17 protein-coding genes, 1 tRNA gene and 3 pseudogenes are annotated in these 19254 nt (G+C 40.6%); 6 read left to right on the top strand and 15 right to left on the bottom strand.

All coding sequences use genetic code 11. From position 1 onward, the window contains the following. The first annotated feature begins 49 nt into the window (after window positions 1–49). Together H5183_RS19380 and H5183_RS19375 are read left to right on the top strand one after the other, a co-directional pair. A tRNA-Glu gene (locus tag H5183_RS19380) sits at window positions 50–125 on the top strand. Between the two features lie 317 nt (window positions 126–442). After that, a complete protein-coding gene (locus tag H5183_RS19375; RefSeq protein ID WP_182732481.1) occupies window positions 443–709 on the top strand; it encodes a DksA/TraR family C4-type zinc finger protein in 267 nt (88 codons plus the stop codon). Between the two features lie 90 nt (window positions 710–799). Here the strand turns inward: H5183_RS19375 and gloA are convergent, their stop codons facing one another. From gloA to H5183_RS19345, 6 genes and pseudogenes are all read right to left on the bottom strand, one after another. After that, window positions 800–1201 (bottom strand): lactoylglutathione lyase, encoded by a 402-nt coding sequence (gloA, locus tag H5183_RS19370; RefSeq protein ID WP_145240703.1) that lies wholly within the window; start codon window positions 1199–1201, stop codon window positions 800–802. Window positions 1202–1255: 54 nt separating this feature from the next. Next, entirely contained in the window at window positions 1256–2287 is a 1032-nt protein-coding gene (locus H5183_RS19365; protein WP_182732483.1) for a serine hydrolase, read from the bottom strand. A gap of 234 nt (window positions 2288–2521) precedes the next feature. Further along, complete coding sequence (locus tag H5183_RS19360; protein ID WP_182732480.1) at window positions 2522–4432, bottom strand: aminotransferase class V-fold PLP-dependent enzyme; 1911 nt, start codon at window positions 4430–4432, stop codon at window positions 2522–2524. A 188-nt stretch (window positions 4433–4620) separates the two neighbouring features. Next, a pseudogene (locus H5183_RS19355) lies at window positions 4621–4866 on the bottom strand (endonuclease III); the annotation flags it as partial. Window positions 4867–5138: 272 nt separating this feature from the next. Next, entirely contained in the window at window positions 5139–5888 is a 750-nt protein-coding gene (locus H5183_RS19350) for a hypothetical protein (protein ID WP_182732479.1), read from the bottom strand. Window positions 5889–6168: 280 nt separating this feature from the next. Beyond that, window positions 6169–6495, bottom strand: a complete 327-nt coding sequence (locus H5183_RS19345) for a hypothetical protein (RefSeq protein WP_404936111.1) — start codon at window positions 6493–6495, stop codon at window positions 6169–6171. A 681-nt stretch (window positions 6496–7176) separates the two neighbouring features. On the opposite strand from H5183_RS19345, the gene ltrA reads away from it, so the two are divergent. After that, on the top strand, window positions 7177–8532 hold the full coding sequence (gene ltrA / locus H5183_RS19340) for a group II intron reverse transcriptase/maturase (protein ID WP_257326240.1): 1356 nt from the start codon (window positions 7177–7179) through the stop codon (window positions 8530–8532). Between the two features lie 79 nt (window positions 8533–8611). Here the strand turns inward: ltrA and H5183_RS19335 are convergent, their stop codons facing one another. Beyond that, window positions 8612–9616 (bottom strand): hypothetical protein, encoded by a 1005-nt coding sequence (locus H5183_RS19335; protein ID WP_182732478.1) that lies wholly within the window; start codon window positions 9614–9616, stop codon window positions 8612–8614. A gap of 348 nt (window positions 9617–9964) precedes the next feature. Beyond that, window positions 9965–10204, bottom strand: a pseudogene (locus tag H5183_RS19330) (endonuclease III); the annotation flags it as partial. 38 nt (window positions 10205–10242) lie between these two features. Here H5183_RS19330 and H5183_RS19325 point away from each other — a divergent pair. Both H5183_RS19325 and H5183_RS19320 read left to right on the top strand, forming a co-directional pair. After that, window positions 10243–10560 (top strand): hypothetical protein, encoded by a 318-nt coding sequence (locus tag H5183_RS19325; protein WP_149980691.1) that lies wholly within the window; start codon window positions 10243–10245, stop codon window positions 10558–10560. After that, a complete protein-coding gene (locus H5183_RS19320; protein ID WP_182732477.1) occupies window positions 10557–11129 on the top strand; it encodes a GNAT family N-acetyltransferase in 573 nt (190 codons plus the stop codon). Before H5183_RS19325 ends, H5183_RS19320 begins: the two co-directional genes overlap by 4 nt. Before the next feature lie 100 nt (window positions 11130–11229). Here the strand turns inward: H5183_RS19320 and H5183_RS19315 are convergent. Beyond that, window positions 11230–11478 (bottom strand): annotated as a pseudogene (locus H5183_RS19315) (endonuclease III); the annotation flags it as partial. A gap of 115 nt (window positions 11479–11593) precedes the next feature. Here H5183_RS19315 and H5183_RS19310 point away from each other — a divergent pair. Continuing rightward, window positions 11594–12985 (top strand): alpha-amylase family glycosyl hydrolase, encoded by a 1392-nt coding sequence (locus H5183_RS19310; RefSeq protein WP_182732476.1) that lies wholly within the window; start codon window positions 11594–11596, stop codon window positions 12983–12985. Window positions 12986–13084: 99 nt separating this feature from the next. On the opposite strand, the gene nth is transcribed toward H5183_RS19310, so the two are convergent. From nth to rsxB, 6 genes are read right to left on the bottom strand one after another with little or no spacing between them, the layout of a single operon-like run. Further along, the gene (gene nth, locus H5183_RS19305; RefSeq protein WP_145240715.1) at window positions 13085–13717 is read right to left on the bottom strand and encodes an endonuclease III; all 633 of its coding nucleotides are present in this window, start codon (window positions 13715–13717) and stop codon (window positions 13085–13087) included. 37 nt (window positions 13718–13754) lie between these two features. Continuing rightward, window positions 13755–14453 carry an electron transport complex subunit E gene (locus tag H5183_RS19300; RefSeq protein WP_145240717.1) on the bottom strand — a complete coding sequence of 233 codons (699 nt, stop codon included), beginning with the start codon at window positions 14451–14453 and terminating at the stop codon, window positions 13755–13757. Further along, window positions 14450–15085 carry an electron transport complex subunit RsxG gene (gene rsxG, locus H5183_RS19295; protein ID WP_182732475.1) on the bottom strand — a complete coding sequence of 212 codons (636 nt, stop codon included), beginning with the start codon at window positions 15083–15085 and terminating at the stop codon, window positions 14450–14452. Before rsxG ends, H5183_RS19300 begins: the two co-directional genes overlap by 4 nt. Further along, window positions 15082–16140: an electron transport complex subunit RsxD gene (gene rsxD / locus H5183_RS19290; protein WP_182732474.1), complete on the bottom strand. Its 1059-nt coding sequence runs from the start codon at window positions 16138–16140 to the stop codon at window positions 15082–15084. Before rsxD ends, rsxG begins: the two co-directional genes overlap by 4 nt. Continuing rightward, window positions 16140–18689 carry an electron transport complex subunit RsxC gene (gene rsxC / locus H5183_RS19285; protein WP_182732473.1) on the bottom strand — a complete coding sequence of 850 codons (2550 nt, stop codon included), beginning with the start codon at window positions 18687–18689 and terminating at the stop codon, window positions 16140–16142. The genes rsxD and rsxC overlap by 1 nt, the downstream gene beginning before the upstream one ends. Before the next feature lie 9 nt (window positions 18690–18698). Then, window positions 18699–19253: an electron transport complex subunit RsxB gene (gene rsxB / locus H5183_RS19280; protein WP_145240725.1), complete on the bottom strand. Its 555-nt coding sequence runs from the start codon at window positions 19251–19253 to the stop codon at window positions 18699–18701. Between the last annotated feature and the right edge of the window lies 1 nt (window position 19254).

Genomic DNA, 19254 nt, shown 5'->3' with positions numbered 1-19254 from the left:
GCCTGAAACGAGTTAAACCATTCAGTTGTCCTAGTGACACATATTCTGTGTCCCCATCGTCTAGAGGCCTAGGACACCGCCCTTTCACGGCGGTAACAGGGGTTCGAATCCCCTTGGGGACGCCATTTACTTTTTTTAAGTAATGTGTAAGGAAGTGTGACACCGCACTCTCTATACACAACGTTAACAAGAGTACTAATCTCTTGGGACGAAACTTACTATTTATTAGTAAGATGGCTTTTATTAAAAAGCGTGTAACATCAATTTAACTGCATTTCTATAGTTACTTCAGAATTATTCATCCAAGTTAAAATCTAAAAATTAAATCTTTTATATAATAATTCCTAAATTTTATTAGTATCTTTCTCTTTCTTATATTCAGCTTAAATAAACTTCATCTATGTTAGCGTACATATAAACGTCCAAATAAATAGGAGGTTATATGGCAAGTGGATGGGCACGAGATGGTGCAATTCAAGATCAAATTGATGCCAGCGTTAACGACGCAGTACAGTATGCAAGAAGCAATTTAATATCTGGTGCAAGTGCCGAGCTATGTGAAGAATGTGATGAACCAATACCACAAGCACGAAGACTCGCGTTACCTGGTGTTAAGTATTGTGTAAGTTGCCAAGCTGAACTAGAAGGTAAAGGCACGCTTTCTAAAGGGTTTAACCGACGTGGCAGTAAAGACAGTCAATTACGATAAAAAGGTGCATACAGCACCTTTTTTAATATCGTATCAGAGTTGAGCTTAAATAAATAAAAAGCGGATTAGCAAACCTATTACATATATTTGCTAAAATTTACTCATATTTTCTTTCTTCTGAATTAATTCAATTGAGTAGCCATCTGGATCTTTTACAAAAGCAATTTCTGTTGTGCCGCCTTTAACAGGTCCTGGCTCACGGCTAACATTACCGCCAGCGGCCTTGATATCAGCACAGGCTTTATAGATATCATCAAATTCAATCGCGATATGACCATAGGCATTGCCTAAATCATAGCTGTCGGTATCCCAGTTATAGGTCAGCTCAAGTACTGCTGTGTCTTTTTCATCGCCATAGCCTACGAAGGCTAGGGTATAGCGATACTCTTCGTTATCAGCACGGCGTAACTCTTTCATGCCGAGTACTTGAGTATAAAACGCAATTGATTTATCTAGATCAGCAACCCGTAACATGGTGTGTAGTAAACGCATTTAAATCCTCTTTAAAATTCATATAAATTTTTATAACGCAGCTAGTTTTAACTACTACTGCTGCGCAGTTAAAATATCAATAATCCGATTATAAATTATTTCTGTGAGCATCACAGTATCATCGCCATTAGTATTTATAAACTGCACAACGACTGTATCGATATCTTTATAATAACGAGCAATGCTTGAATACCCTAATACCCAACCTGTGTGCTCATATTTATAGAGTGATGCGTACAAAGCTTGCTCTTGTTCACTAAAAAATGTGCCATTATTTAATGCCACAATAAAGTCGCCCACATCTTGTGCTGTTGCCACATACCCTTGATCGAGTGCTTTAAAGTCATTCTCATAACCTACGTAGTAACCACTCATCAAATCTACTAAATTGATTTCATGTACAGATGAAAACGTATGCGTTAGGCCCAGTGGCGTTAAAATTACATCTTTAATATATTGGTTATGATCATAACCCAGCACGTTAGACATAATTTTTCGCAGCAACAAATAATTGGTATTAGAATAGCTGTAATCAGCATCAGGGCTAAAATCAGCGGGTTTATCGAGTACTAATGCAAGTGGGTCAGGGTAGGTGATTGACCAATCGAAATTATCAGTGTCTGTGTAATTGGGTATGCCACTTTTGTGTTTTACCATCATTCGTAGTGTTATTTTATCTGCGTTTTCAATGCGTCCAATTAATGATGGAAGATAATCAGCCAGTGTTTTATCTACATCAATACGTCCAGCGGCTGAAAGTTTGGTTAAAGCTGCTGCATCATATAACTTTCGAATGCTGCCAATTTTAAAAAGTGCACTAGGGTAAGCGGGGATTTTTTGATCTCGATTATGCCAACCGTTTGCAAAAAATTCAGGTTGCTGTCCTTGTCTATGAATATACACAATAATGCCATCGACTCCTTGTTCAATAGCCTCTTGTGTTTGTTCTTTGATCGTCGCCGGTAGCGGTTGCAAGTAATATAAAGCAAATTTCCAAGGGGCAAAAAAGTATATGCTCATGATGGTGACAATAAATGCAGCAATGCGCATTAAAGTAAGCGTTTTTTTGTTCTTAACTAGCATTATTACGCATCCGCTTCATTTATTTTTGTAGTGTCAGGGTCAGTTCTTTAATCTACTATACTTCGTATTATTTACTCTGTCTTATCTTTAAATTCTGACGTGATATTACCTAATACTAACATGAGCTTAGCACACCAAGTTCTATTAAAGTGGCCTAGAATTATAACGCACTAAACAGCAATATCGTGTGACATTGCTGTTTAGTTATAAGGAGTTCGACTGTATTAAAGTATATTTTTACTTTTGAACTTTGCCCTTAAGAACATAGATTTCACCATCAAAACTCCCTTGAATCGTCAAACCTTGTCCTGCTAACTCTTTAAGGTACTCTATATGTTCCTCTGTAATATGCTGTCCCGGCACCAAAAGAGGAATGCCTGGCGGATAGGGGGTAACTAAACCGGCACAAATACGGTTGTTACTTTTACCGATAGGCACAGATTCGCGCTCGCCATAAAAAGCATCACTTGGAATACAGGCTAAGTCTATAGCAGGTAAATTCTCCGGCAAGCGTGAACGTCGCGTCGATTTTGACAACTTCACCTTACCGCTATCCAGCTTTTTCAATGCATTGTATAAACGAATGATCTTTGAACGGGTGCCGCCAAGCGTAAGTAAAACTAAAATGGTACTGTGAGTATATTTTTCTATTTCTAGGCCAATTTCATCCAGTAGGAATTTATGAATATCCTTTAATGAATAAGGTAACTCGCTAATATCGATAAGGATCTTCAGTGGATCGTGGCCCATGTTATCGCCACTAAAGTGCGGAAATATTTCCATAAAGTCTTGCTTACCAAGCACTTTAATATGCTTGAGTGAGGCCATTTGTTGTTTAAATTCGTCCACATGGTTTAACAAGGCATTGAGTAATTTATAGCCTTCCATCTCCAATTGTTTTTGGCACACGTCAAGCGACGCAATAAGCTGATACTTAGGCGATGTACTGGCGTAGATACTGTAAATCTCGCGAAAGAAATCGGCATCGAAATCGGGATCGTTTACATGAATATAAGACGCTTGAGAAAACGCCGATACCACTTTATGCGCTGAATGAGTGACGTAGTCAGCGCCAGCATGGATTGCTGAATAATAACGCAAGCTTGGGTGGAAAAGGGAATAAGCAAACCAGGCCTCGTCGATAAACACTTTAATACCATGTTGATGGGCAAACTCGACCACTTGTTTCAGATCGCTAAGCAAACCATCGTAAGTACAACCCGTGAGCACCAGCAACTTCGCATCGGTATTTTGTTCTATCGCCTGTTTTATATCGGCCAACGATGGCGGCGCGAAGATGCCATATTTAGGATTTAAAATACTCGACAAATAAACAGGTAAACTCGCTGATTGCAAAATGCCATAGTGCACAGACTTATGGCAATTGCGGTCGATGATCACTTTATCGCCCTTACGCAGCAGTGTTTGCAAGATGATTTTATTTGAAGTTGATGAACCGTTAGTCACAAAATAGGTATGCTTTACTTCAAACGTCGCCGCTGCTGACTCTTGCGCACGGCCAATGGTATTGGTGCTATCTGACAATGAACCTAACGAATCGACTGAAACCGACAGATCGCCAACGAACACATTGCGACCATAAAACTGATAAAAATCTTTGATATAAGGGGAGTTTCTAAAGCTTGAACCGCCGCTGTGGCCGGGTGTATGCCACGAATCGTTTGCTTCGCCAACATAACGGCGATACGCCGTCCAAAATGGGGTTTCTGAGCGGTCATCAAAGTCGTTGATCATATAGCCTAAAATTGCTTCAGGATCAGAAATCACCTCATCTTTAAAGAAGAAAGACTCAATCTCCTCCGACTCATTAACGATTTCTAGCCCTTTCGTATCATCGCCAATAACATAAACGGGCAACTCAAGGCGGATCCCCTTTAACTGCTCGATAAAGCGACTATAAGTGCGTTCGCCAACCTTATTTTGCAAATCCCAGCTAAGTACCACGGCCTGAATATCGCCATCTTCCTCTACAATGTCCAACGCTTGTTTTAGCTCAAGACGCTCAATAATATCGATATGAATATCATCTCGCTCAAAATTTGGGATGGTTTTCGACAGATTAGTAGAAAGCTCTTGCAAGGTGGCGGGGTCTTGCTCAATTAACAAGATACGAAGTATAGGTAGCATAAGAATTCTCGCAATAAAATTTCATAATGCTCAACAGCATAACTAAAGGATTGAGACTTGTGAAATTAATACTCTGAAAATGTTCTAATAATTGCTAATACATTTGTACGTATAAAAAGATTTTATTCAAATTTAGTTAAAGGATATCGAAAAATGAGCCTGTGCTATTGATAGATTTTGGTATTTATCTAATCAGTCTTTTCTTTAAACTCACACAAGTCTTCAATAATACAGCTGCCACACTTTGGCTTACGCGCCACACAGGTATAACGTCCATGTAAAATGAGCCAGTGGTGCACGTCTACTTTAAATTCTTTGGGGATCACTTTTTCAAGTTTTTGTTCAACCGCAACCACGTCTTTACCCATAGCAAGCTTAGTACGGTTTGATACACGGAAAATATGCGTATCAACTGCAATTGTCGGCCAGCCAAAATATAATGAACGTAGATAGTCAAAGGTAAAACTTATAAGCTGCTTTTAGCCATAAGCGGACGTTAAGTGTTGTACTCGCGGTGCAAATAGAGATGTAATGAAAATTCACTCAATGTTTTAGCTCAATACGGACTACGTCTTCCCTAGTCGGTTATGGATATGAGCTAGTTTATTTCACCTAGATTTAATAAGTTAACTTAAATCCAACAGAAATTGATTACTTAGTATACCCGTCTCTAAAGAGACGGGGGAAGTCCTTTGAGTATTATTCATCAATCAAATAAACTTTTTAAGTGTTTATTCTGTGGCAAACTATTGATGTATTCTCTGTTTTGGTCTTCCGCTTCATAATATAAAGAACGAAGCAAAGGGCCAGGGAAATCATTCAGATTCTTTAGTAATGCTTTTGTAGGCAAATATTCATTTCCCTCTTCAATGCCTTCGATTAACAAAGGTTTATCGACATAATCTTCCAGAAGGTCTATTAAATTATCCCTACCAGAAAAACCGTAAACGTCTCCAATTAAAATGCTAGATTGCCAATCAAGATTGAGAAGGTATTTACTGCCTATATTGATTAATTTTATGCCATCAGTATTCAATGAAATCATGATGTATATTTTATGCTTATCATCTGAAAAGCTAGCTACTCCTTGCTCCCAATCTACCTCTTGGTTCCCAAGTTGATTAACAACACTTTGAAATAATTTATATGAACTCTCTTTACCATCAAATTCCTGCCAAAAGGTTGTTGCTATCCTCTTAGATATTTTTTCATCTGAAAAAATAATTAATGGTTTGATCTTATCTGCTTGTTGCCTAGCCTTTGAACTAAAAACCAGATCACTGTGCGATTTGTATCCGAGCGTTCGAGCTAAAGCATCATTTCTTTTAAAAGAAGATAGATTACTTTTTACGAGATTAGCACGGTTTAAAGCCCATACAATCTTTTCTGATTTTTCTTTAAATTGTTTGAGTTGAGAAGGGTATATTGGAAATTTAGGTGTATCTTGTCCCATCATTGTTAATCCTATGCACATGGCAGCCTTGTGTTTGTAAATATGATAAAGAAAACATATTTATGCTTCACTACGTTCCATTCGCGCTAGCACCAAAACCACCTGATAAGCTAACAAAAATATAATCGTCGTTGACCACATGGAAGGTCTAGGTGACGAACCTAAAATAACCATACAAGATATTTACTGTTATTACAAGGGGTTATTTGACAGGGTAAAAGAAAATCGTTCTATAGATTAGCTAGAAAGGTAACGTTCGCTATCGTATCGTAGCAGACAGAAATTACTCTGTTTTCTCTTTAAACTCGCACAAATCTTCAATAATACAGCTGCCACATTTAGGCTTACGGGCGGTACACACGTAGCGGCCGTGCAGAATTAGCCAGTGGTGTACGTCTACTTTAAATTCTTTGGGGATCACTTTTTCGAGTTTTTGTTCAACCGCAACCACGTCTTTACCCATGGCAAGCTTAGTACGGTTTGATACACGGAATATATGCGTATCTACAGCGATGGTGGGCCAGCCAAAATATAATGAACGTAGACTTTTGCAAGACTGCTTTAAGCGAGAAGCAGACGGTTGGGTAAACTCGTTTTTGGACAAAATCATGTTAGAGTATTTATTCGGTAACGCCTCCGATAAAACGCCAGCAACGCATTACGACAATATTTAATTAACCACCGTAAACACCGAAGTCAATTGAAACCTAGCATGCTAAGCGTTGATGGTCGTTCTGATGGCTTTGTGTACGCCCGACATGGGCATTGACTTATGAGGTGAAAGTCCTCTGTAGGAAGATCACCGTTTAAATAACATACTGTTATTAAACGATAACTACTAGCGAATGGCAAGGGCTAAATCGCGAGAGATAGTCTGGAGGAAGCCGCTAGCAAATCTGCGAGCTGATGAACAAAAACATCATATGAGGCGTAGGCTGAAGACGAGCTAGCACAAGATAGCGAAGTCATGTGATCTAACGGCCACCGTAAATGATGCAGTTGTGCAGAGAAAGTCGATGCACCTTATTCGGGGAGATCTGATAAACACGCATCCGCGCTAACGCTTGGAGATTACCAGTTAGGGACTGGTTGATCAACCCTTGGCGCTTTGGTTGCTGCGACCTACAGCGAGCGAAATAGCAGTAAACAAGCGTTAGTTTAGACGCGCTTTATCGAGTAATCGCTAGAGTGATTTATCAGAAGTCAGCAGACGGCATAGTAGCCAAACGCCCATCGTAATGGAGGGGACACGGTGAAGGCCCGAACATCTTAACCAGAGGAGATACTACAAATGAACTTGAATTCACATAGATCACCGTGTTGCGATAGTGATGAACAGCGTTCTACTGTGAATAATACCTCGAATGAATATAGCCAAACAGATCATGACCTGATGGCAAGGGTACTAAGCAACCACAATATTGGTGCAGCATGGCAACATGTTAAGCGCAATAAAGGGGCTGCGGGTATTGATAATATGAGTATTGAAGAGTTTAATCACTTCGCTAAGTTACATTGGCTGAGTATTAAACAACAATTACTTAACGGCACTTATCAACCCTTGCCAGTCAAACGCGTGATGATACCCAAACCCGATGGCGGTGAGCGAATGCTTGGGATCCCTTCTGTTATCGACAGAGTGATCCAACAAGCCATTGCTCAAGTGATCAGCCCTTACTTTGAGACTCAATTTTCACCACATAGTTATGGTTATCGTCCTCATAAAAGAGCCAGTCAAGCAGTGAACCATGTTCAATTTTGTGTTAAACAAGGTTATAAAACAGCGGTTGATATCGACTTGTCTAAGTTCTTTGATGAAGTAAACCATGACATGCTAATGAATCGTGTTGGTCGTAAAATCAAAGACAAAGCACTCATGCGCCTACTCGGTAAATACCTACGAGTGGGAGTAGCAGAGTGCGAAACAGGTCTGTGGTTTGAGTCAACCAAAGGAGTCCCTCAAGGTGGGCCATTATCCCCTTTACTTTCCAATATTTTACTCGATGAATTAGATAAGAAGCTAGCCTACAAACACCTTAAGTTTGCCCGTTACGCTGATGACATAATCATTTTAGTAAAAACGAAAAGCGAAGGACTAATAATCCAACGGGAAATTACTGCGTTCATCACTAAGCGATTAAAACTCAAAGTGAATGAATCGAAAAGTCGGGTCGGTCCAGTATCAGGCTCGAAATTTCTCGGGTTTACCTTCCGCTACGGTCAAGTGCAGATCCACGAACAGGCGCTAAAGAAATTTAAAGCAAATGTCAGGGAGCTCACTAACCGCAACTGGGGGATCTCAATGACCCTACAAATTCATAAACTCACACAGTATTTGCGCGGCTGGGGACACTACTACCTAATAGCCAACGCTTATCAGCTAACGGTGGATTTAGATCACTGGATCCGCCGTAGGATAAGAATGTGCTACTGGCGGCAATGGCGTAAACCTCGCACCAAAGTACGCAGTTTAATGAAATTGGGTGTTAGCGAACGACTCGCCATTGCATGTGGTATCACCAGTAAAGGCCCTTGTAGAAGCTCAAAAACAAAAGGAATTAACATTGCGATAGGCAATGACTATCTAGCGTCACAAGGTTTAGCGTCATTAAGAGATATTTGGATCAATATTCACTACGGGAGATGAACCGCCCATTGCGGACCCGCATGATGGGTGGTGTGGGGGCTGGAGGTTAGAGACCTCCGGCTACCCGATTAGGTATCCACTAACGATTTGCCCACCAATACTTCAACTGCTTGTACAACTCATTGCCATTAATACCTATACCGGCAATATTTGGCTTCAACTCGAATATTTCATTAGTTTCAGGTTTACTAGCGTCTTTGACAGTTTCAATTACATTACTCTCTAGCTGGTTTAATCGATTAAGTATCAATTCAATACCCGAATCAGCTGGCTGTATTCCTTTAATATAAGTAACTAACTGGCCTGAAGTTGGTGGGACTCCTGCTTGTGATAGGATGTTCATACATGCATTTTGTACTTCTGCACCCCATGTGTCAGTAAATGCCTGAGAGAGACAAATATCCCATAGTTCATGCTTTATTTGTTGAGAAAAGTCTGATAACAGGTCGACATCTGCTGGTGTGAGAAGGTACTCAAGATAGAAATCCTTGTGAAACGGCTTTTTCAAACTTACTAACATCTCAATAAGATCACCACAAATGAACCTAGTATTTTCTTCAGGCGAGTAATCCTCTAGCGCCCAGCGAAAGAAATCTTGAATTTGTTCGTAACTAGTAAATTGCTCAATGCCAATATCTTGATCTACCGATTCATTATCCAGTTGAAATCCATGATGATCTATGTACGAATAAGGAGTTAATATTTTAAGCTCCTCATTACTAAATAGGTATAATCGTTCACCTTTCGACCTATATATGTAGCTCATTCTACCGAACGCTGATGCATGCAATCTATCTTTAAGCATTATCGCATCATGCTCAAAATGTTCGATTACATTATCTACTGTCGCTCCCCTCGCAGTAGTTATATCTCTAGCAAGTCCAAAACCTGCTGGACTGCGCTTATCAACTTCACTTAGTTCTTCTGACGATATGTAGACTTTTTCTGGTACTTTCTCAAATAACTCACTTTGAGCTAATATCAACTTCATCACTTTAGGAAGAACATCCAGAACAACACCTTCGCCATCCCCTTTTAACTCAATGACTGCCGCTATTAACAACGACTCTAACGTTTTGTTCATTATTTTCTCCAGATGCCTAATAATTTTATAGTGCGCCCGTCACGCATCTTTTTGCCGATGTTACGCGCATATTAATAAATCTATTTTTAACAAATAACGTAACACAGTGCCAAATATAATATTTTTATTGACACTAAGGTATTCAGGAAAAGAAAATGCGCTCGTCGCTCATTTTCTTGAATATATGCGCATGCTACACAGTATGGAAATCAATTAACTCTTATTTTTAGCCAACCTCAATGTTTAGCTATCTCTGAAAATAGATCTTTAGAGTATTTACGTTAACACTTTTTGGGGCAGAAACGAGTTACGCCTCAATGTCCGTTCATAGCACAAAGCAGGCTTTGATTATTCCGTTTTATCTTTAAACTCACATAAGTCTTCAATAATACAGCTGCCACACTTTGGCTTACGCGCCACACAGGTATAACGTCCATGTAAAATGAGCCAGTGATGTACGTCTACTTTAAATTCTTTGGGGATCACTTTTTCAAGTTTTTGTTCAACCGCAACCACGTCTTTACCCATAGCAAGCTTAGTACGGTTTGATACACGGAATATATGCGTATCTACAGCAATGGTTGGCCAACTTAAATATAAGGAAGGCAGATTAACTAGCTTTCAAAATGTTGGTAGTTGAAATCCTAAAGAGCAAAGATCATGTGTTTGCATTAGGCATCATCGGAACTTTTAGTTACAAAGTTAATTTGGTAACTCATATTAACTGTGTTGTAGTTGATATAATTACAGCACGAGATAGGGAATTATGTATGAAAGAGGATATTGATGAGCTAAAAAGTGAATTTCAAGCAAAACTTCTATCTTGGAATAATATAAAAAGTAAAAAAATTAAAGTTACATTTATATTCATATTTTTCGGTTTGATTGGATTAAAGGTTTTTACTACTATCTTAACTGTTGATTGGCTTGCAGGGTTAATATGATGATCACTTTTCGCCCACTTAACAAACATGATTTTAACTATTCAAAAGTTATAGACTTTTTTTTCGAAGCTTTTCCAAAAGTTCACAGACTACCAGAATGGCTTGTTAAATACAGAATGAGGAATGGAAAAAATGGCTTTGATATTATTTATGATCATAATAAATGGGTTGGTTTTCTCTACACTAAAGAATATAAACAAATTATCTGTGTAAAGTTTTTTGCTATATCTGAATTGCTCCGCTCAAGTGGTTACGGAAGCAAAGTAATGGATTCTATGAATGAAAAGCATTCGAATAAAAGAATAGTACTCACTATTGAGGAGCTTGATGAAAAGACAGAAAACTATCAACAAAGAGTTAAGCGCAAAGCGTTTTATGAAAAAAATGGGTTCAGTTCTACCGGGTTTATCATAAAAGAGCCAGCTGAGCGGCAAGAAGTCCTTATACGTGGTGGAACTATATCTAAAGAAGAAATAGAAGCTATGTACAAGCATTTTTTAGGAAATTTATTGTTTTCTTTACTTAAAATCGAAGTACTAAAAATTGAATTAAGAATACCGTCATTTTAATGTAATTAGTTAGTCATTAGCAGTTAAATAATGCATGCAAAAAACCAACAGCAAAGATAAAAACTTAAAGTTTACTTATTGGCTCAAAAAAGAATAAACATTATTCAGTTTTATCCTTGAACTCACACAAATCTTCAATAATACAGCTGCCACATTTTGGTTTACGGGCAACACAGGTATAACGTCCGTGCAGTATGAGCCAGTGATGTACATCTACTTTAAATTCTTTGGGGATCACTTTTTCGAGCTTTTGCTCAACGGCTACCACGTCTTTACCCATGGCAAGCTTAGTACGGTTTGATACACGGAATATATGCGTATCTACCGCGATGGTAGGCCAACCGAATGATAATTATCGTAGATAGGTATTAAGACTTACATACGTATTCATGTTAATAGTTTGTTGAAAATAATTTCGCTACATCGCATATTGTTAAAACTTAATCGTTTAAGAGGCTTTATAAATGAAAAACCTTTCAATAATATTACTATTTTTAGGGCTGTGTGCCTGCACTAATATAAGTAAAAAAACTAAGACAACAAATATTTCCTCTAATTATGTTCCACAAGAATATGTGAAGTTAACGCATCCTCAGTGGAGTAAGAACGCAAGTTTTTATCAAATTAATACACGACAGTTCACACCTGAAGGAACATTTGCAGCCGCTGAGCACCAACTACCACGATTAAAAGAACTTGGCGTCGACATTCTTTGGTTAATGCCCATTCATCCGATTGGCAAAGAAAACAGAAAAGGGTCGCTGGGTAGCCCTTATTCAGTAAAAGATTACTACGGTGTTAATCCGGAGTTTGGTACCTTAGATGACTTAAAAAGCTTTGTTAACGCTGCTCACGAATTAGGTATGTACGTTATTTTAGATTGGGTAGCAAATCATAGTGCTTGGGATAATGAATTAAGACATAAGCATCCAAATTGGTATACAAAAAATTCGCAAGGTAACTTTCAACCCACACCGTGGTGGGATTGGTCAGACATAATCGACTTTGATTATAACGTACCAGAAATGCGTGAATACATGACTAATGCAATGAAGTATTGGGTCAAAGAAGTAAATATTGATGGCTATCGATGTGATGTGGCAGGTTTTGTTCCTCTCGATTTTTGGGAAAACGTTAGGGCGGAGCTAGACGCGATCAAGCCCGTTTTTATGTTAGCTGAATGGGAAATGCGTGATTTACATGCTAAAGCTTTTGATGCTACTTATGCATGGTCTTGGCAGGAAGCTATTCATGATATTTTAAGTGGTCACGCTGATTTAAATAGATTGTTTGTATACTATTCATGGAATGAGGGAGCGTATCCGAAAAATAGCTATCGGATGACGTATGTTTCAAATCACGATGCTAATTCATGGGAAGGAACCGTGTTTGAGCGTTATGGTAGCGAAGAAAAAGTAGCGACAGCAATCGTATTGTCTATTGTCGGTGAAGGTATGCCATTAATTTATAATGGACTTGAAGCTGGGAATATTAAGCGGCTTGAGTTTTTTGAAAAAGATCCTATCGAATGGAAAGAACATAAATTTAAGCCATTGATTCAGAAGCTCTTAGCTTTGCAGAAACAAAATAGTGCGTTGTGGCATGGTAAATATGGCGCGACAATGGAGCGTATTTATAATACTAATCCGACAGAGGTGTTTAGTTTTATCCGCGAAAATACCAAAGATAAAGTGTTTGTTATGATTAATTTTTCTGATAAAGAGCAAGATATTCAATTTATGGGTCCACAAACAGCTGGAGTATATACAGAGCTATTTAGCAAACAAAAGGCAACGCTTACTGAAGACGCAAGCCTTAAGTTGGCGCCTTGGGAGTATAGAGTTTATGTCCGGTAATGTTTAAAGGTTAAGCGTTTATTTGAGGTTTTCAAATTAAGATAATCATACGTAGGGCACATATCGTATGATTATCTTAATATTTCAATTAAAAATTAGTTACTCAGTCTTTTCTTTAAACTCACATAAATCTTCAATTATACAGCTGCCACACTTTGGCTTACGCGCCACACAGGTATAACGTCCATGTAAAATGAGCCAGTGATGTACATCTACTTTAAACTCTGCTGGTACAACTTTTAATAGCTTTTTTTCGACTTCAACAACGTTCTTACCCATAGCAAATTTAGTGCGGTTTGATACGCGGTCTATGTGGGTATCTACCGCGATTGTCGGCCAGCCGAAGGCGGTGTTGAGTACCACATTGGCAGTTTTACGGCCAACGCCGGGTAGGGCTTCTAGGGCTTCACGATTCTCAGGCACTTCGCTGTTGTGCTTATCAACTAAAATTTGGCACATTTTGTACACATTGGCAGCTTTAGAATTAAACAAACCGATGGTTTTAATGTAATCGCGAAGTTTATCGTGGCCTAAATCTAAAATTGCTTGCGGCGTATTGGCGACGGGAAAGAGCTTACGGGTGGCTTTATTTACCCCAACGTCAGTTGCTTGTGCTGATAGCGTTACCGCAACTAACAGTTCAAACGGGCTTGAATATTCAAGCTCGGTTTCTGGATGTGGGTTTTGCTCGCGCAAGCGAGAGAGTATTTCGTATCGTTTTTCTTTATTCATGCAACTTAAACGCACAGTAAATACTGTGCGCTTCCCCTTAAGTTAAACTGGTGACCCTTGCTCGTGGGCCTTTTTCGGCCACTGGTGGTGCTACTTGCTTTGCTTTTATTTGCGCATCAATGACATTTTTAGCAGCAATCAGTAAGCCCAAACCTAAAAATGCACCGGGTGGTAAAATAGCGAGCAAAAATTGATTATCAAAACTAAATACTTCAATGCGTAAAACCGATGCCCATGGGCCCAGTAGTAAATCGGCGCCATCAAATAAGGTACCTTGGCCAATAAGCTCACGCATTGCGCCAAGCACAACCAGTACTACCATAAAGCCAGAGCCCATCATTAAACCGTCAAACGCTGATAAATGAATCGGGTTCTTAGAGGCATACGCTTCAGCGCGGCCGATAATAGCGCAGTTAGTAACTATCAGTGGAATAAATATTCCCAGCGATTGATATAAGCCAAACGTATAGGCATTCATTAATAGCTGCACTATGGTTACAAAGCCTGCGATAAACATCACAAATACAGGAATACGGATATCTTTTGGCACAAAATTACGCACCGCAGAAATTGTGACGTTCGAGCCAACTAATACCAGCAGAGTGGCTAAACCGAGGCCCATCGCATTGGTTATCGTTGATGTTACGGCCAGTAGTGGGCACAAACCGAGTAATTGCACGAGGGCAGGGTTGTTTTTCCACATTCCTTCGTTAAACAGTTCTTTTAATTGGCTCATGGCTCACCTATTTGGCATGCGTTATCAGCACTAAATACCGCATCGAAATTGTTTTTTGAGAATAACACAGCGTGTTTTACTGAGCCAACCACGGCGCGTGGTGTAATGGTAGCGCCAGTGAATTGATCAAAGTCTCCGCCATCTTTTTTTACTGCCCAGCGAGTATCGTCGTCATCAAGTACAGTTTTATCTTTAAATGAGGTGATCCAAAGAGATTTTTTCATTTCTACTTTATCACCAAGACCAGGCGTTTCTTCGTGTTTAGTAACACGTACTCCGGCAACGTCCCCGTTTGCAAATACGGCAGTTAATAAACTAATATCGCCGCTATAACCTTTTGGCGTCACGTGGCGCATTACTAAAGCAACAGGTTGGCCACCCTTGCGAGCACGATAAACGGTTTGTGGTTTATTACCAAGTAGTGGATCATCAATGATGGCACAATCTTGATAAAGAGTATTATCGTAAAAATTAGGGGCGAGTACATCTTGCAGCTGTAATGAAAGTTGTTTGCGCTCTTGGTCTGCAATACTGTCAGCCGTGAGGTTATGGATAATACCAACAGCGCCGGTAGTGAGCAGGGCAAACAGGGCTAAAATAGCGCCATTTTTTGTCATTGATGAAATAATCATTTATTCACCCCATGGCCATAAGTACGTGGTTGAGTGTAATAGTCTATCAGTGGCACGGCCATATTGAGTAGTAACACAGCAAACGCCATGGCATCTGGGTAACCGCCAAAAGTACGGATCAAATAAACTAATAAACCAATCAATGCGCCGTAAATTAACCGGCCGCGATTAGTGGTAGCTGCCGAAACCGGATCCGTGGCTATGAAAAAGGCCCCTAACATGGTTGCGCCACTAAATAAATGAAATACCATACCAGGCTCAGTACCAGGTGCTGCGATATAACCAATTGCGCTGCACACAGCAATTGATGCAAGTACACCAACTGGGATATGCCAATTTATAACTTTGGCTTTAATAAGGTATAAGCCACCGATTAAAAAGCCAAGATTTACCCAGCCCCAACCTTGTCCTAACCAACTATTAAAAATAGCGGCTTGCATGCTTTCAGATACGGTTAAACCATGAGCGATATCAGTCTTGATGGTATCCAAAGGTGTGGCCATTGTTACGCCATCAACCCCAACTCTAAGTTGATCAACACTAAAACCTGCACTGGTAAAGCCATTAAAAATAACGCTAAGCTGTTGAGTAAGACTAATTGGGTTTGCCAGTAAGTCACTAACTGGCATCCAAGTGGTCATTTGCACAGGGAACGAAATAAGCAATAACACGTATGCAGCCATGGCAGGGTTAAATAAATTGAAACCAAGGCCACCATAGAGCTGTTTAACAATGACGATGGCAAAAAAGCTACCCATCACAATAACCCACCATGGGGCGAGTGGCGGAATACTTAATGCTAATAAGACCGCAGTAAGCCATGCACTGCCATCTCCAAGCGCAGGCCATACAGGGCGCTTGCGAATAAGCATAATAATGGCTTCACTGATACTAACCGTGACTAACGCTAAAATTAGCTGGATCAATACACCCGTACCAAAAAAATACAGTTGTGCGATAAGTCCAGGAATACAGGCTAAGATCACTGTTTGCATCAACCTGCTAAGTGATTTATGACTGTGGCTATGCGGCGAACTGGCCATCGTTAGCTTCATTACTTATCACTTCCTTCTTGTTGTAATTTTTTAGCCTTTGCACGGGCAATCGCAGCGGCAATAGCGGCCTTTTTCTTATCTTGTGCGGTCTGTTCTGGTTTATCTTCAGCGATTTCAGCTTCGTTTATCGCTGTAGCCGAAGTTTCATTTTCAGCATCGTCGTTTTCTTCGCTAGCCGCTTGTTCAGCTTTTGCAGCCTTTTTCGCTTTCGCGCGGGCAATAGCGGCAGCGACAGCGGCTTTTTTATCATCGGCAGGTGAGGCTGTAGCGACTTCACTTTCAGAATTGTCGTTTTCTACGCTTGCTGCTTGTGCTGCCTTTTTCGCTTTTGCACGAGCAATAGCAGCAGCGACAGCGGCTTTTTTATCATCAGTAGGTGAGGCTGTAGTGATTTCACTTTCAGAATTGTCGTTTTCTACGCTAGCCGCTTGTTCAGCTTTTGCAGCCTTTTTCGCTTTAGCGCGGGCAATGGCGGCAGCGACAGCGGCTTTTTTATCATCGGTAGGTGAGGCTGTAGCGACTTCACTTTCAGAGTTGTCGTTTTCTACGCTTGCTGCTTGTGCTGCCTTTTTCGCTTTTGCACGAGCAATAGCAGCAGCGACAGCGGCTTTTTTATCATCGGCAGGTGAGGCTGTAGCGACTTCACTTTCAGAACTGTCGTTATCTACGCTTGCTGCTGGTTCAGCCTGTGCTGCCTTTTTTGCTTTAGCACGGGCAATTGCAGCGGCTACAGCGGCTTTTTTATCATCAGTAGGTGCAGCAGTCGTGTTATCGCTTTCATCTTCTGATGCCGCCGCTTTTTTCGCTTTAGCGCGGGCAATCGCAGCGGCCACGGCTGACTTTTTATCATCCGGATCAGCAGCTGTACTGCTTGCGGCTTTTTGCTCTTTGTATTTGCGAGCTTGCTCTTTGCGCGCTGCGCGCTCTAATGCTACGTCACTGTTATCTGGTTCAAGCGTTGCTTCTTGATTTTGTTTTTTAGCTTTGGCGCGAGCAATTGCAGCGGCCACAGCTGATTTGTCGTCATCTTTTGCTGGTTTGTTTTTAACGCGTGCTAGAGCATCGGCAATTTTTTGTTTTTCGTCAGCCGATTTTTCAGCAGCTGGTTTGCGTTTATGGCGATTTTGTCGTGCTTCTTGCTCCCGCTCTAGGCGTTGTTTTCGAAGTTCAAAGCGCTCTTTCGCACGTTCAGCTTTAACTTGCTCAGCTTGCTGTTCTTTTATTTCAACTTTAGCCACACGGTAATACTGCACCAGCGGAATTTCACTTGGGCACACATACGCGCAAGCACCGCATTCAATACAATCAAACAGGTTATGCTCTTTCAGTTTGTCGTATTCTTTTGATTTAGCAAACCATTGTAATTGCTGAGGCAACAGTGAAGCAGGGCAGGCATCAGCACAAGCACTACAACGAATACAGGCTTTTTCAGGGCCGGGCTCTGCCAGCTCATCATGATCTGGGGCTAAAATACAGTTAGTGGTTTTTACCACGCCGATACGCACCGTTGGCAAAGTAAAGCCCATCATAGGGCCGCCCATTACAACGCGTTGCTGTGGCACTGGTGAAAAGCCTTGGCAATCAAGTAGATGTTTTATTTCAGTGCCTAATAAAGCCCATACATTACCCGGATTATGAATTGTATTACCTGTTACCGTAATAACACGTTCAATTAGTGGCTTACCTTCATAGACAGCTTGATGAACAGCAAATAAAGTGCCGACGTTTTGTACTAACACACCGATATCTGCTGGAATTCCCCCACTAGGGACTTCTTTATTGGTAAGTAGCTTAATTAATTGCTTTTCACCACCAGAAGGATAAACAGTAGGAACTGTTTGAATGATTATTTTGTCATTATACTCAGCCGCTGCCTGCATGGCTGCGATGGCCTCTGGTTTGTTATCTTCTATACCAACGATAGTAAGTGTTGGTGTAAGCAATTGCTGCATGATCTCTATGCCAGCAATAATGCCTGCAGCATGCTCACGCATTAGTACATCATCAGCAGTAATATAGGGCTCACATTCCACTGCATTAACAATAAAATACTCAATTGCTTTGCGACTATCTGCTTTAATATAAGTTGGGAATCCTGCACCGCCCATACCGGCAATACCACGGTCATGAATTATATCGATAAGTTGCTCGTGAGAAAGCTGGCTTGGTGTTGTCACCGGTGCTAACGCACACCAGCTATCTTGGCCATCGGGCTCAATAATTACACACAATTCAGGCAATGCCGATGGATGCGCAGACGGCATTTGGCAAATATCAGTAATAGTACCAGAAGTGGGGGCGTGTATTGGCACCGACCAATTCGCAACAGGCTTTGTAAGTGCTTGCCCTTTAAGTACCTGTTGGCCTCTTTCGACGATCAGTTGACCGTTAGCACCAATATGTTGTTTTAATGGCACAACGAGTTTGTCAGGCAAAGGTAAACGGGCGATTGCTTGACTGTTGGAAATTGTTTTTTGTCCCGGTGGATGAATGCCACCTGGAAACGGCCACACTTTACCTTGTTTTATCTGTGCGATTAGCTTTTCCATAGGGAGCCCTTAATCAATCTGTGTTACTGGGATTGCATCTAGTTGCCATTTCCACGTTTGCTTAGTGGTTTCTACAGGCAGCATATCAATACAGTCAACAGGACAAGGTTCAACACATAAGTCACAACCCGTACATTCATCAATTAAAACAGTATGCATTTGGCGCGTGGCACCAACAATAGCATCGACAGGACAAGCTTGAATACATTTGGTACAACCAATACATTCATCTTCACGTATATAGGCAACGGTTTTTATCGGTTCAGCTTGTTCGCCACCGGCAAGCGGTTTAGCTTCAACACCCATTAAGTCAGCTAATTTTTTTACTGTCGCATCGCCACCTGGTGGACATTTATTAATCTCATCGCCATTAGCGATGGCTTCTGCATAAGGGCGACAACCCGGATAGCCACACTGGCCGCACTGTGTTTGCGGTAATATAGTATCGATCTGTTCAACAATCGGATTACTTTGCACTCGATAGCGCACAGCAGCAAATCCTAAGATCAAACCAAAAATGAGTGCTAGGGTTCCCAGCGCAATCAAGGCATAAAACAAGGTCATG

This window comes from Pseudoalteromonas sp. SR44-8 (genome assembly GCF_014163635.1).
GTDB lineage: Bacteria > Pseudomonadota > Gammaproteobacteria > Enterobacterales > Alteromonadaceae > Pseudoalteromonas > Pseudoalteromonas rhizosphaerae.
Note: the sequence above shows the minus strand (reverse complement) of the source record. Positions and strands in the feature narration are given on the sequence as shown.

Coding starts and splice junctions, on each gene's coding strand:
- H5183_RS19375 (WP_182732481.1), top strand. CDS start 443: ATGGCAAGTGGATGGGCACGAGATGGTGCAATTCAAGATCAAATTGAT.
- gloA (WP_145240703.1), bottom strand. CDS start 1,201: ATGCGTTTACTACACACCATGTTACGGGTTGCTGATCTAGATAAATCA.
- H5183_RS19360 (WP_182732480.1), bottom strand. CDS start 4,432: ATGCTACCTATACTTCGTATCTTGTTAATTGAGCAAGACCCCGCCACC.
- H5183_RS19350 (WP_182732479.1), bottom strand. CDS start 5,888: ATGATGGGACAAGATACACCTAAATTTCCAATATACCCTTCTCAACTC.
- H5183_RS19345 (WP_404936111.1), bottom strand. CDS start 6,495: ATGATTTTGTCCAAAAACGAGTTTACCCAACCGTCTGCTTCTCGCTTA.
- ltrA (WP_257326240.1), top strand. CDS start 7,177: ATGAACTTGAATTCACATAGATCACCGTGTTGCGATAGTGATGAACAG.
- H5183_RS19335 (WP_182732478.1), bottom strand. CDS start 9,616: ATGAACAAAACGTTAGAGTCGTTGTTAATAGCGGCAGTCATTGAGTTA.
- H5183_RS19325 (WP_149980691.1), top strand. CDS start 10,243: ATGTTGGTAGTTGAAATCCTAAAGAGCAAAGATCATGTGTTTGCATTA.
- H5183_RS19320 (WP_182732477.1), top strand. CDS start 10,557: ATGATGATCACTTTTCGCCCACTTAACAAACATGATTTTAACTATTCA.
- H5183_RS19310 (WP_182732476.1), top strand. CDS start 11,594: ATGAAAAACCTTTCAATAATATTACTATTTTTAGGGCTGTGTGCCTGC.
- nth (WP_145240715.1), bottom strand. CDS start 13,717: ATGAATAAAGAAAAACGATACGAAATACTCTCTCGCTTGCGCGAGCAA.
- H5183_RS19300 (WP_145240717.1), bottom strand. CDS start 14,453: ATGAGCCAATTAAAAGAACTGTTTAACGAAGGAATGTGGAAAAACAAC.
- rsxG (WP_182732475.1), bottom strand. CDS start 15,085: ATGATTATTTCATCAATGACAAAAAATGGCGCTATTTTAGCCCTGTTT.
- rsxD (WP_182732474.1), bottom strand. CDS start 16,140: ATGAAGCTAACGATGGCCAGTTCGCCGCATAGCCACAGTCATAAATCA.
- rsxC (WP_182732473.1), bottom strand. CDS start 18,689: ATGGAAAAGCTAATCGCACAGATAAAACAAGGTAAAGTGTGGCCGTTT.
- rsxB (WP_145240725.1), bottom strand. CDS start 19,253: ATGACCTTGTTTTATGCCTTGATTGCGCTGGGAACCCTAGCACTCATT.